Below are 12,498 nucleotides of genomic sequence, written 5' to 3'. Positions count from 1 at the left end.
AGCTTCCCAAGAGCTCCGCCACACTTCCTTGGCTGGGCCGTTCGGCAACGGGGGCCCCACCCCCCAGCGCCGCTCGTGCAAAAGAAAAACCGCCCCTCGGGGCGGCCGGTTTCGGCGGCCCGTCGGGCGCTCATCCCACCTCGTTGTACGGCCGCACCCGGAACCGGACCCCCAGTTCCTCGGCCCGGCGGCGGCAGGCCTCCAGGTCGAGCCCCGGCACGGCCACCACCGAGGCCGTGACCTCGGGGATGTGCTCCCGGGCCTCCCGGAGGAACTCGAGGACCGCCTCGTAGGCGCCTTCGACGCCAGGCCGGCAGAGCCGTTCGTAGGTCTCGGCGTCGGGGGCGTTGAGGCTCACCGACACGGCGTCCACCAGCCCCGCGAGCTCGGCGGGGACGTTTCGACCGTGCACCGCGCTCGCCAGCCCGTCGGTGTTGACCCGGATCCGCCGCGCGCCCCGCCGCCGCAGCTCCCGGGCCACCTCCTTCACCAGCTCGAGCCGCAGGAGCGGCTCGCCGAACCCGCAGAACACCACCTCGTCCCAGGCCCCGGGCCCGCCCCGGGCCTCCACCGCGTCGAGGATCTCCTCGGCCGAGGGCTCGTGGGTAAGCGCCAGGTCGTGGCCCTTGACCACGGGCGCCCGGTGTTTGGGGCAGAAGGCGCACCGGTTCGTGCACCGGTTCGTGACGTTGAGGTACAGGCTCCGGCGGATCGGGTACGCGACCGGGTTCCCCTCCACCTCCCCCACCCCGAAGAGCTCCCGGCTGGCCCGGGTGGTGATGCGGGCCACGTCGTCCACCGAAAGCCCCCGGATCCGGGCCACCTCGGCCGCGGTATACACGATGTAGGCCGGCTCGTTTCGCTTCCCCCGCTTGGGCTGGGGCGCCAGGAACGGGCAGTCGGTTTCCAGGAGGAGCCGTTCCAGGGGCGCCCGGGCCACCACCTCCCGGAGCCGGTCGTTTTTGGGGTACGTCACGGTGCCGGGGATCGAGAGGAAAAACCCCATGCCCAGCACCTCCTGGGCGAGGTCCCAGTCCCCGGAGAAGCAGTGGAACACCCCCCGGAGCTCGCCCGCTTCCTCCCGGAGGATGCCCACGACGTCGGCGTGGGCGTCGCGGTCGTGGATCACCACGGGGAGTCCGAGCTCCCGGGCCCGCCGGATCTGCTCCCGGAACTGGCGCTGTTGGAGGTCCCGGGGCGACCGGTCCCGAAAGTAGTCGAGCCCGATCTCCCCCCAGGCCACGACCCGCGGCGAACGGGCCAGGTCGGCCAGGGCATCCAGGTCGGCCTCGGTGACCTGGGCGGCGTCGTGGGGGTGCACGCCCACCGTGGCCCACACCCCGGGGGTGCGCTCGGCGAGTTCCACCGCGGCCCGGCTGTCGTCCGGGTCGATTCCCACGGTGATGATCGCGCCCACCCCGGCCCGGCGGGCCCGGTCCAGGACCCCCACGAGGTCGTCCCGCAGCCCCTCCAGGGTGAGGTGGGCGTGGGTGTCGACGATCACCGGGCCTCGATCCGCGGAAAGAGGCTGGGGCCCCTCTCGGTACGCACCCCGGCCGGCAGCCCGCCCCACTCCCGGAGCTCCTCCAGGCGGCCCTCGTCGGCCCGGCGGGTCATGCCGAGCCGACGCCAGATCTCCCGGCCCGTGTGGGGCAGGAACGGGAACACCAGGAGTCCCACGGCCCGCAGGGCCTCGCAGGCGTTGTACAGCACCTGGTCGAGCCGGGCCGCCTGTTCGGGAACCTTGGCCAGCGACCACGGCGCGGTCGTGTCCACGTACTTGTTGACCACCCCCACGAACTCCCACACGGCGATGAGGGCCCGATGAAACGCGAGGTCGTTCATGGCCGCGTCCACCTGCTCCAGGCACGTGGCCAGGGCCTCCCGGAGCCCCTCGTCCACCCCCTCGGTGCCGAACGAGAGCACCCGGGGCACCACGCCGTCCCGGTACTTCCCCACCATCGCGAGCACCCGGGACACCAGGTTTCCCAGGTCGTTCGCCAGATCGGAGTTGATCCGGTGCACCAGGGCGTCGCGGCTGAAATCGCCGTCGAGCCCGAACGGGACCTCCCGCAGGAGGAAGTAGCGGAACGCGTCCACCCCGTACTCGGCCGCGATGGCCCCGGGGTCCACCACGTTCCCCAGGCTCTTGGACATCTTCTTGCCCTCGACCGTCCACCAGCCGTGGGCGAACACCCTCTTCGGCAGGGGGAGCCCGGCGCTCAGCAGGAACGTGGGCCAATACACGGCGTGGAACCGCAGGATGTCCTTACCGATCACGTGCACGTCGGCCGGCCAGTACCGCTCGAACCGCTCGGGGTCGTCGGGGAACCCGGCCCCGGTGATGTAGTTGGTGAGCGCGTCGAACCATACGTAGATCACGTGCTTGGGGTCGCCGGGCACCGGGATCCCCCAGGAGAAGCTCGTGCGGGAGATCGAAAGGTCCCGCAGCCCCTCCCGGACGAACGACAGGATCTCGTTTCGCCGGCTCACGGGCTGGATGAACTCCGGGTGCTCCTCGATATGCTTGAGCAGGGCGTCCTGGTACCGGGACATCCGGAAAAAGTAGCTCGGCTCCTTGAGCTTTTCGGTGGGCCGGTTGCAGTCGGGGCAGGTGCCCTCGATGAGCTGGTTCTCGGTCCAGAACGTCTCACAGGGGGTGCAGTACCAGTCCTCGTACTCCCCGAGGTAGATGTCGCCGTTGGCCTGGACCCGCCGGAAGAGTTCCTCCACCGCCCGGCGGTGCGCCGGTTCGGTGGTCCGGATGAACCGGTCGTTGGAGATCTCGAGGGTTTTCCAGAGGTCCTGGAACCGGGTCACCACCCGGTTCGCCAGGTCGATGGGCCGCTCGCCTCGCTCCGCCGCCGCCTTCTGCACCTTCTGGCCGTGCTCGTCGGTGCCGGTGAGGAACAATACGTCAAACCCGGCCGCGCGCTTGTACCGGGCCAGGGCATCGCAGGCCACGGTGGTGTACGCGTGACCGATATGGGGCACGTCGTTCACGTAGTAGATGGGCGTCGTCACATAGAACGTTTTCGCCATGATCACCCCTTTGGCTTTTTCGGTCCGCGCCGCCCCCGGCGCCTGCGGCGTTTCGTGCCCGTCTTCGGCGGGCCTGTCTCCTCGGCCTTCTCGTCCCCCTTCTTCCCGGGCTGACTAGGTTCCGGCGACCTGCGGGGCTCCGGCGGCCCGGGCGCGCGCTCCCGGCGCCGTTTGGGCGTTGTTCGCTCCTTCGACCCCTCCTCCTGCGGGGCCGAAGGGGTCCCGGTGGGTTCGGCCTTCGGCCTCCCCCACTCCTCGACATCGATCTCGACCGCGCCGTCCCGGGTCTGGATCACGAAGGTGCCCTCGAGCACGTTGCGCCGGATCACCTTGCCCGTGCCCCGGGACGTCTCCACGGACTTCCCGACCCGCGGGAACTTCTTGGCTGCCTTCTTGTACTGGGCGTGCTCGTACCCCAGGCAGCACATGAGCCGGCCGCACACCCCCGAGATCTTCGTGGGGTTCAGGGCCACGTCCTGTTCCTTGGCCATGCGCACGCTCACCGGGGTGAAATCGGTGAGCCAGGTGGCGCAGCAAAGCTCCCGGCCGCACGGCCCCACCCCGCCCACGAGCTTCGCCTCGTCGCGCACCCCGATCTGGCGCATCTCGATGCGGACGTGAAACTCCCGGGCCAACTCCCGGACGAGGTCCCGGAAGTCCACCCGCTGCTCGGCGGTGAAGTAGAAGATGGCCTTCGAGCCGTCGAACAGGTACTCCACGTCCACGAGCTTCATCGGGAGCCCCCGCTCCCGGATCTTCTCGAGACACACCTGAAAGGCGTACCCCTCGAGCTCGCAGTTCTGCTCGTACCTCAGGATGTCGCGCTCGTTGGCCTGACGGAGCACCTTCTTAAAGGTCTGGCCGGGCATGGGATCGAGGTCCCGCGGGGGGCTCGCCACCTGCCCCAGGGCCATGCCCCGCTCCGTCTCCACCACCACCCAGTCGCCTGCGTCGCACTCCACGCCGTCGGCATCGAAATGGTACACGCGGCTGGCGCGCTTGAACCGAACTCCTACGACCCGAGCCAATGGTCCTCCCAATCCCGCCCGGCGAGCCCCAGGAACAGGGCGTCGAGGGCGAGCTGCGCGTTCACGTTGCGATCGAGCCAGCCCAGGACCCGGGTGACCCCGGCCTGCCGGTCGATCCAGGTTTCCACATCGTTGCCGAGCCGGCGAATCCGCTCGGCCACGACCGACTGGAGCAACTCCAGGCGCTGCCGAAGGTCGGGGACCCGGGCCCACTCGGCCGCGAGCCGTAGCGCCTCGCCGGCGCCTCCCCGATCCCACCGGTCGGCCGCCGCCTCGACCTCCCCGAGGAACTCCAGGAACTCGCCCACGCCCCGTGCGAGCACCCGGCCCGGCCGCCCGGCCACGATGCCGGCGAGCCGGCGAGCTTCGGCCCCGTCGATGCCGCACCCCACGAGCACCCGCTCCACCGCGGCATCGTCGAGCGGGTCGAACCGGATCCCCTGGCACCGGGACACCACCGTGGGAAGGAGCTGTTCGCGGTGGCTGGCGATCAGGATCAGGTGTACCCCCTCGGGCGGCTCCTCCAGCGTCTTGAGGAGGGCGTTGGCCGCCTCGCGGGTGAGCCGGGCGGCGTCCGGGAGTATAGCAACCCGCCGGCCGCCCTCAAAAGCCCGGTAGGCAAGGGCCTCCTGGAGGCCGCGCACCTCGTCCACCCCCACCCTTGCGCCCCCGGCCTCGAGCACGTGCAAGTCGGGATGGGCGCCCGAGTCGAGCCGGCCGCAGGACCGGCACGCCCCGCAGGCCTCGGCCCGGCCGAGAGCTTCTTCAGACCGGCACAGGAGCACCCGGGCCACCTCCCGGGCCACCAGCGATTTCCCGATACCGCTCGGCCCCCAAAACAGATAGGCGTGGGGGATCCGCCCGGACGAAAGGCTCCGGCGGAGCACCCGCAAAGGGCGCTCGTGGCCCACGATCCGGTCGAACCCCACCCTACCCCCTCTCTCCCTGGAACAGGTCGGCCACCGCCGCCCACACCCGGGCCGCCACGTCCTCCGGGGTGCCGCCGGCGTCCACCACCCGCACCCGCCCGGGCTCCCGGGCCGCGATCGCCAGGTACCCTCGGCGAACCCGGTCGTGGAACTCCGGCTTCTCCTGCTCGAACCGGATCTCCGCCCCGGGGCCGGACACTCCGTGGAGCGACCGTGCCACCCCCTCCCGGGGATCCAGATCGAGGAGCACGGTCCGGTCCGGCACAAGCCCCCCGGCCGCCAGCCGGTTCAGGGCCCGCACCTGCCCGAGGTCGAGCCCCCTGCCCCAGCCCTGGTAGGCCTCGGTGGCGTCGGCGAACCGGTCGCAGATCACGATCTCCCCCGCCTCGAGGGCAGGCCGAACCACCTTCTCCACGTGCTCCGCGCGGTCAGCCGCGTAGAGGAGCAACTCGGCCAGCGGGCAGGGCGGATCGCCGCTCGGCGTCAGGAGGATCTTCCGGAGGGCCTTGCCCAGGGGCGTGTCGCCGGGTTCCCGGGTGAGCCTCACCCGCCACCCGGCCTCGGAGAGTCGCTCCGCCAGGAGCCGGGCCTGGGTGCTCTTCCCGGTGCCCTCCCCGCCCTCGAACGTCAGGAACACCCCCCTCATGCCGGGGGCGTCTCCAGGTCCCAGAACTCCCGCTTGGCCGGCCGGCCCATCAGCCGCTCCACCCCCTCGGCCGGCGCCAACCGCCCCTCCAGCACCTCCTGGACGGTTTCGGCGATCGGCATCTCGACCCCTTTGCGGCGGGCGAGTTCCACGGCCGCACCCGTGGTCTTGACCCCCTCGGCCACGGCCCGCATGGAGGCCAGAATGGAATCCAGGGCCTCTCCCCGGCCGAGCCGAAGGCCCACGGTCCGGTTTCGGGAGAGCCCCCCCGTGCAGGTGAGCACCAGGTCCCCCATGCCCGCAAGCCCAAGGAAGGTCAAGGGATTCGCCCCCAGGGCGACCCCCAGTCGGCTGATCTCCGCCAAACCCCGGGTGATCAGGGCCGCCCGGCTGTTGTGGCCGAACCCCAGGCCGTCGGAGATGCCGGCCGCCAGGGCCACCACGTTCTTGAGCGCCCCCCCGGTCTCCACCCCCACCAGGTCGTCGAGGGTGTACACCCGGAACCGGGCGTCGGAGAACAGGGCCTGGAGTCGTGCCGCGCCTTCGGCATCGCGGCACGCGAGGCTCACCGCCGTGGGCATGCCCTTCGCCACCTCGGCCGCAAACGAGGGGCCCGAAAGGGCCGCGATTCGGCCCTCCATCCCCTCGGGAAGCACCTCGGCCAACACCTCGTGCATGAGCCGGAGGCTGCCCATCTCGATGCCCTTCGAGGCCGTGACGACCCATGCGTCGGGCCGCACCCACCGGGCCGCCCGGCCCATGACCTGCCGCACCACCTGGGAGGGGGTGACGCTCACCACCACCTCGGCCCCCGACACGGCCGTCTCCAGATCGGCGGTGGGTTCCACCGGGTCGGGAATCCGGTGACCCGGAAGGTAGAGGTCGTTCTCCCGCGTGGAGGCCATGCGCTCGGCCAGGTCGGCCTCGTACACCCACAGCCGCACCAGCATCCCCTTGCGGCCCAGCACCGTGGCCAGGGCCGTCCCCCAGGCCCCGGCGCCCACCACCGCAACCCGTGGTTCGCTCACGGCGCCGACTCCCGCTTCGGATGGAGGATCTCTCCGGGCACCGGAACCCGGGGCGCGTCGAACCACAGATCCTCGAGCCCGAACTCCTGGCGCACGTCCTCGTAGAACACGTGGACCACCCAGTCCCCGAAATCCAGAAGCGCCCACCGCCCCTCGCGGATTCCCTCGACCCCCAGGGGCCGCACCCCCCGCTCCTTCATCGCGTCGAGCACCCCTTCGGCGATGGACTGGACCCGCCGGTCGCTGGATCCGCTCACGATCAGGAAGTAATCGGTGAACCCGGCGAGCTTTCGCACGTCGAGCACCGCGAGGTCGGCCCCGCGCTTCTCCGCCGCGGCCGCCGCGCAGATCATCACGCGCTCCAGGATCTCTTCGTCGGTCATGTCCCACTCCCGAAAAACCAGACAGGATGCTCCCGGGCCGCCCGTTCCAACACCACGCGCACCGGCTCGGGCACGAGGTAGCGCACCGAGCGCCCCCGGGCGACCAGGTCCCGGATCGAGGACGAGGAGATGTCCAGCGGGGTCACCCGCACGATCCGCACCTCCCGGCCCGAACGGTGTTGGAACCCGTGGGGGGTGGCCTCGAACTCGCCCTCCAGGGCCCGGGGCGGGACGAGGGGCCCCTCGTCCGGCGGCCGGCGCATCACGGCCAGATCGGCCAGGGCGAAGAGCTCCGGGTACCGGTGCCAGGTGTGGATCTCCCGGAACGCGTCGGCGCCCAGGAGAAACCACAGACGACGGTCGGGCCCGGCCTCGGCCCGCCACTCGGTCAGCGTGTCCACCGTGTAGCTCGGCCCCTCCCTCCGGAGTTCCCGGTCCGACACCCCGAACCGGGGGTTGTCGGCCACGGCGGCCCGAAGCCACTCCAGGCGGGCCTCGGCCGGGGCGAGCCCCTCGGCCCCCTTGTGGGGAGGGATCCGGGCCGGCACGAACCACACCCGTTCGAGGCCGAGGGCATCGGCCACCTCTTCCGCGGCCCTCAGATGCCCCAGGTGGACCGGGTTGAAGGTGCCCCCGAACACCCCGATGCCCCCCGGCCGGTCCGGGAGGGGCGCCTCAGGCCTCACGCACCTGCCCTTCGCCGAAAATGACGAACTTCGTGGTGGTGAGATCCTCCACGCCCATGGGCCCGAAGGCGTGGAGCTTGGTGGTGGAGATGCCGATCTCCGCCCCGAGGCCGAGCTGCTGGCCGTCGCTGAACCGGGTGGAGGCGTTCACGGCCACCACCGAGGAGTTCACCTCCCGCACGAACCGCTGGGCGTTCGCGTAGTCGCGGGTCACGATGGCCTCAGTGTGGAGGCTGCCGTAGCGCTCGATGTGGTCGATGGCGGCGTCCAGCCCGTCCACCACCCGCACGGCCAGGACGAGGTCCAGATACTCGGCGTGCCAGTCGTCCTCCGTGGCCTCCCGGGCGTCGGGAATCCACCGCCGGGTCTCGGGGCAGCCCCGGATCTCCACCCCGGCCGCCTTGAGGGCCGCGCCGATCCGCGGGAGGAACGCCTCGGCCGCGTCCCGGTGCACCAGCAGGGTCTCGAGGGCGTTGCACACGCCGGGGCGCTGGCACTTGGCGTTGAGCACGATGCGCTCGGCGGCATCCGGGTCGGCCGAGGCGTCCACGAACACATGGCACACCCCCTTGTAGTGCTTGATGACGGGGATGCGGCTGTTCTCGGTGACGAACCGGATCAGGCCCTCCCCGCCCCGGGGGATGATGAGGTCGATGTACTCCTCCAGGCGGAGCATCTCGAGCACGGCCTCCCGGTCGGTCACCCCCACCACCTGGATCGCGCCCTCCGGCACCCCGGCCGACGCCGCGGCGCGGCCGAGCACTTTCGCGATGGCGCGGTTCGAGTGGATCGCCTCCTTGCCGCCCCGCAGGATCACGGCGTTCCCGGCCTTGAGGCACAGCCCGGCCGCGTCGGCCGTGACGTTGGGCCGCGACTCGTAGATGATGCCGATGACCCCGAGGGGGATGCGCTGCTTGCCCACCAGAAGCCCGTTGGGCCGCTTCCACATCCGGACCACCTCGCCCACCGGGTCGGTCTGGGCCGCCACCTCCCGCAACCCCTGGGCCATGGAGGCGATCACCGCGTCCGACAGGGTCAGCCGGTCGATCATGGCCTTCGAGAGCCCGGCCTGCTCGGCGGCCTCCAGGTCCTTGCGGTTCTCGGCCTGGAGCTCGGCCTGCGCTGCCTCGAGCCCGTCGGCCATGGCCCGCAGGGCCTCGTCCTTCACCCGGCTCGAAAGGCGCGCGAGTTCCCGGCTCGCCCTCCGGGCCCGCTGCCCCATCGCCACCAGATCGTCGCGCAACGCCATGTCCTACTCCCTCTTCTCGGAGCCCGCCGGCGCCCCCGCCCCGAACGCGGGCTCCCGGAACACGACGAGGTCATCCCGGTGGATGACCTCGTCCCCGAAGGTGTAGCCGAGTCTATCAGCGATCTCCCACGAAGCCAACCCCGCGATTTCGCGCACTTCCTCGGCGCTGTAGGCCACGAGGCCCCGGGCCACCTCCTCCCCGCCGGGCCCTTCGACCACCACGGCGTCGCCCCGTTCGAACTGGCCCTCCACGCCGACAACCCCCTTGGGAAGGAGGCTCTTTCCGCCGTCCACCAGGGCGCGCACGGCCCCCGCGTCCACCCGGATCCGGCCCACCGGCTGGACCGTGTAGGCGATCCAGTGTTTGCGGCGCCGCAGCCGGTCGGCCTGGGGCGCGAAGAACGTGCCCAGCGGCTCGCCGGTGAGAATCCGCCGGAGGGCGTGGGGCGCCTTGCCCGAGGCGATCACCACCGCGGCGCCGCCGTGGGTGGCGCGTTGGGCGGCGATGAGCTTTGTGGCCATGCCCCCCGTGCCCACCCGGGACCGGGACCGGCCGACGAACCGTTCCACCGTCTCGTCCACCCGGTCCACCCGCTCCACGAGCCGGGCGTCGGGGTGCACCTTGGGGTCGCGGTCGAAAAGCCCCTCGATGTCGCTCAGGATCACCAGGGCCTCGGCCTCGACCAGATTCGTCACGAGGGCCGAGAGGTTGTCGTTGTCGCCGAACTTGAGCTCCTCGACCACGACGGTGTCGTTCTCGTTGATGACCGGCACGGCCCCCAGACGCAGAAGCGCCAGGAGGGCCGTCTTGGCGTTCTGGTACCGGCGGCGGCTCTCCAGGTCGTCGCGGGTGAGGAGCACCTGGCCCACGGGGATCCCGTGGGGCCGAAACACCTCCTCGTACAGCCCGACCAGGTGGATCTGTCCCACCGCGGCCAGTGCCTGCACCTCGGGGATCGTGCCCGGCCGGCGCTCGAGCCCGAGCCGCCCCATGCCGGCCGCCACTGCCCCCGAGCTCACGAGCACCACCTCGCTCCCCCGCCGCCTCGCCGCGGCGATGTCGTCGGCCAGCATCTCGAACACGCGGCGATCGAGTCGCCCGTCGGGGCCCGTGAGCACCTGGCTCCCGACCTTGACCACGACCCGGTGCGCCTCGGCCAAACGGTTCCTGCTCAAGGCGTTGCTCCTGTTCGTCTCTGCTGGAAAGCTGGAAACCCGGTAGACTGGAAAGCGGGCGGATCCCGGCGGCCGCCGGCCGGCTCACTCCTCCCCGCCCGCGGGCCGCTCCAGTTCCTCCAGGGCCCGGCCGGTCTCCACCACCAGCTCCCGGACCCCTTCGCCCGTGACCGCCGAGATCGCCCGCACCTCGACCCCCTCGGCCGCGAACGCCCCCCGGATCGCGGGCAGGGCCTCGCGCACCTCCGTGAGATCGGCTTTCGTGACGACCACCCGCTCGGGCTTTTCGGTCAAATCCGGGCTGAAGGCCTCGAGCTCCCGCCGCACGGCCCGGTAGAGGGTCAGCGGATCGCCCTGGGTGGGATCCACCAGGTGCAGAAGAAGCCGGGTGCGCTCCACGTGCTTCAAGAACCGGATCCCCAGCCCCGCCCCCCGGTGCGCCCCCTCGATGAGGCCCGGGATGTCGGCCACCACGAAGGAGCGTTCCTCGGCCCACCGGACCACGCCCAGGTTGGGCACCAGGGTGGTGAACGGGTAGTCGGCGATCTTCGGCCGGGCCGCCGAGATCCGGGAGATCAGGGTGGACTTCCCCGCGTTCGGGAATCCCACGAGCCCCACGTCCGCCAGGAGTTTGAGCTCGAGCCGGACGCGCCGCTCCTCCCCCGGGGTGCCGGGCTGGGCGTACCGGGGCGCCCGGTTGGTGGGCGTGGCGAACCGCGCGTTCCCCTTTCCCCCGAGGCCGCCCTTGAGGAGCACCACCCGCTGGCCGGGCTCCACCAGATCCGCCAGCACCTCGCCCGTCTCGGCGTCGCGCACCACGGTGCCCACCGGGAGCCGTACCTCCAGATCCCGGCCGCTGCGGCCGGTGCGGTCCGACCCCATGCCCGGCCGGCCGTTCTCGGCCCGGAGCACCCTTCGATGCCGCAGATCGAGGAGCGTGGTGAGCCGCGGCTCGGCCACGAGCACCACGTCGCCGCCCCGTCCGCCATCGCCGCCGTCGGGGCCTCCAAGGGGAACAAATTTTTCCCTTCGGAACGACACGCACCCGGCGCCCCCGTTGCCGGAGGCCAGCGTGAGTTCCACCTCGTCGATGAATTTCATGGAAGCTCCGTAGGCCGCGAGGCGCGGTCTGTTCGCAAAAACAATAGCTTCCGCCTCGGCCAGACGGTGCGCCGCGGCCGTCTGGACCACGGAACCGAAGACCATGCCAGGGGCCAGAAGACAGACGACAGAGGACAGGGGGTTCTCTGACCTCTGACTTCTAAATTCCGGCCCCTGATACGGCAGCCGCTGACGCTGGAATCCCAAAGAATTTTAGCTTCCCAGCCTCCCAGCCTCCTAGCGTCCCAGCGGGGAGTGACTTGGAAGCGGTTCTCGGTCGTCGGTCAGCGCCCCCCGGAGCCCCAATGAACGAAAGCCCGGACGGGGAACTCCCTGTCCGGGCCTCGAAACCTCGATCGTCGGGTCCGGGAGGGGCCCCCTAGGACGCCGCCTCCTCGGCCGGGATCACGTTCACGTACACGCGCCGGTCGCGGCCCTTGGTCTCGAACTTGACCACCCCATCCACCAGGGCGAACAGGGTGTAGTCGCGGCCGCACCCCACGTTCTTGCCGGGCTTGAACTTCGTGCCGAGCTGCCGCACCAGGATGTTGCCGGCCCGCACCGTCTGGCCGCCGAACCGCTTGACGCCCCGTCGCTTGCCGATGCTGTCGCGGCCGTTCCGGGAGCTTCCACCTGCCTTTTTATGAGCCATGTCCTCTCACCTCCTCGGATCAGGCCGTCTCGATGGCCTCGACCTTGACGCCGGTGTAGTACTGCCGGTGTCCCTGTTTGCGGCGGTACCCCTTGCGGCGCTTCATCTTGAACACGATGATCTTCTTGTCGCGGCCCTGCTCCACGATGGTGCCGCGCACCCGCGCCCCCTCCACCACGGGCTTGCCGATCTTGAGCTCGCTGCCGTCGTTGACGAGCAGCACGTCCTCGAACACCACCTGCTCCCCGACGTCCCCCGGGAGCTTTTCCACCTTGAGGAAGTCCCCCTGCCCCACGAGGTACTGCTTTCCACCGGTACGGATCACTGCGTACATGGCTTTCCATTCCTCCGACCAACGGCCCCGTAGGGCCCACCGTTTCGAGCGAAAAGCGGACTATAGTGAACTCCCATGAGGGCTGTCAACCCTCAGCTCGTGCGAAACGGCTAGAAGACGGCCGCTAGGACGCTAGGAGGCTGGGATGCTAGGGCGCCAAAATCCTTTGGGATTCCAGCGCCAGCAGCTGTCCCAGCCCCTGGGAGCGGCTTCCAAGTAACTTCGGCTAAGCGGCTGGGCTGCG

General features: G+C 70.8%; 13 protein-coding genes. All 13 read right to left on the bottom strand.

Annotation, left to right across the window (positions count from 1 at the left end):
* Positions 1–130: 130 nt before the first annotated feature.
* Positions 131–1,504 (bottom strand): TatD family hydrolase, encoded by a 1,374-nt coding sequence (locus ACYQ8L_RS16905; RefSeq protein ID WP_459942989.1) that lies wholly within the window; start codon positions 1,502–1,504, stop codon positions 131–133.
* Positions 1,501–3,042, bottom strand: a complete 1,542-nt coding sequence (metG, locus tag ACYQ8L_RS16900) for a methionine--tRNA ligase (protein WP_459942988.1) — start codon at positions 3,040–3,042, stop codon at positions 1,501–1,503. The genes ACYQ8L_RS16905 and metG overlap by 4 nt, the downstream gene beginning before the upstream one ends.
* A gap of 2 nt (positions 3,043–3,044) precedes the next feature.
* The gene (locus tag ACYQ8L_RS16895) at positions 3,045–4,028 is read right to left on the bottom strand and encodes a PSP1 domain-containing protein (protein WP_459942987.1); all 984 of its coding nucleotides are present in this window, start codon (positions 4,026–4,028) and stop codon (positions 3,045–3,047) included.
* A 26-nt stretch (positions 4,029–4,054) separates the two neighbouring features.
* Positions 4,055–4,999, bottom strand: a complete 945-nt coding sequence (gene holB, locus ACYQ8L_RS16890) for a DNA polymerase III subunit delta' (RefSeq protein WP_459942986.1) — start codon at positions 4,997–4,999, stop codon at positions 4,055–4,057.
* 1 nt (position 5,000) lies between these two features.
* Positions 5,001–5,636 carry a dTMP kinase gene (gene tmk / locus ACYQ8L_RS16885; protein WP_459942990.1) on the bottom strand — a complete coding sequence of 212 codons (636 nt, stop codon included), beginning with the start codon at positions 5,634–5,636 and terminating at the stop codon, positions 5,001–5,003.
* Between the two features lie 5 nt (positions 5,637–5,641).
* Positions 5,642–6,673 (bottom strand): NAD(P)H-dependent glycerol-3-phosphate dehydrogenase, encoded by a 1,032-nt coding sequence (locus ACYQ8L_RS16880; protein WP_459942985.1) that lies wholly within the window; start codon positions 6,671–6,673, stop codon positions 5,642–5,644.
* Positions 6,670–7,056: a ribosome silencing factor gene (gene rsfS, locus ACYQ8L_RS16875; RefSeq protein ID WP_459942984.1), complete on the bottom strand. Its 387-nt coding sequence runs from the start codon at positions 7,054–7,056 to the stop codon at positions 6,670–6,672. The genes ACYQ8L_RS16880 and rsfS overlap by 4 nt, the downstream gene beginning before the upstream one ends.
* A complete protein-coding gene (nadD, locus tag ACYQ8L_RS16870) occupies positions 7,053–7,742 on the bottom strand; it encodes a nicotinate-nucleotide adenylyltransferase (RefSeq protein WP_459942983.1) in 690 nt (229 codons plus the stop codon). The genes rsfS and nadD overlap by 4 nt, the downstream gene beginning before the upstream one ends.
* Positions 7,732–8,991: a glutamate-5-semialdehyde dehydrogenase gene (locus tag ACYQ8L_RS16865; protein WP_459942982.1), complete on the bottom strand. Its 1,260-nt coding sequence runs from the start codon at positions 8,989–8,991 to the stop codon at positions 7,732–7,734. The genes nadD and ACYQ8L_RS16865 overlap by 11 nt, the downstream gene beginning before the upstream one ends.
* Before the next feature lie 3 nt (positions 8,992–8,994).
* On the bottom strand, positions 8,995–10,167 hold the full coding sequence (gene proB, locus ACYQ8L_RS16860) for a glutamate 5-kinase (protein ID WP_459942981.1): 1,173 nt from the start codon (positions 10,165–10,167) through the stop codon (positions 8,995–8,997).
* Positions 10,168–10,251: 84 nt separating this feature from the next.
* Positions 10,252–11,268 carry a GTPase ObgE gene (obgE, locus tag ACYQ8L_RS16855; protein ID WP_459942980.1) on the bottom strand — a complete coding sequence of 339 codons (1,017 nt, stop codon included), beginning with the start codon at positions 11,266–11,268 and terminating at the stop codon, positions 10,252–10,254.
* A 379-nt stretch (positions 11,269–11,647) separates the two neighbouring features.
* On the bottom strand, positions 11,648–11,920 hold the full coding sequence (gene rpmA / locus ACYQ8L_RS16850) for a 50S ribosomal protein L27 (protein WP_459942979.1): 273 nt from the start codon (positions 11,918–11,920) through the stop codon (positions 11,648–11,650).
* A gap of 19 nt (positions 11,921–11,939) precedes the next feature.
* A complete protein-coding gene (gene rplU / locus ACYQ8L_RS16845) occupies positions 11,940–12,254 on the bottom strand; it encodes a 50S ribosomal protein L21 (RefSeq protein WP_459942978.1) in 315 nt (104 codons plus the stop codon).
* Between the last annotated feature and the right edge of the window lie 244 nt (positions 12,255–12,498).

The sequence above is a fragment of the Deferrisoma palaeochoriense genome (assembly GCF_054656955.1).
This window is presented reverse-complemented; position numbering and strand designations above follow the sequence as displayed.

Coding starts and splice junctions, on each gene's coding strand:
- metG (WP_459942988.1), bottom strand. CDS start 3,042: ATGGCGAAAACGTTCTATGTGACGACGCCCATCTACTACGTGAACGAC.
- rsfS (WP_459942984.1), bottom strand. CDS start 7,056: ATGACCGACGAAGAGATCCTGGAGCGCGTGATGATCTGCGCGGCGGCC.
- ACYQ8L_RS16865 (WP_459942982.1), bottom strand. CDS start 8,991: ATGGCGTTGCGCGACGATCTGGTGGCGATGGGGCAGCGGGCCCGGAGG.
- obgE (WP_459942980.1), bottom strand. CDS start 11,268: ATGAAATTCATCGACGAGGTGGAACTCACGCTGGCCTCCGGCAACGGG.
- rpmA (WP_459942979.1), bottom strand. CDS start 11,920: ATGGCTCATAAAAAGGCAGGTGGAAGCTCCCGGAACGGCCGCGACAGC.
- rplU (WP_459942978.1), bottom strand. CDS start 12,254: ATGTACGCAGTGATCCGTACCGGTGGAAAGCAGTACCTCGTGGGGCAG.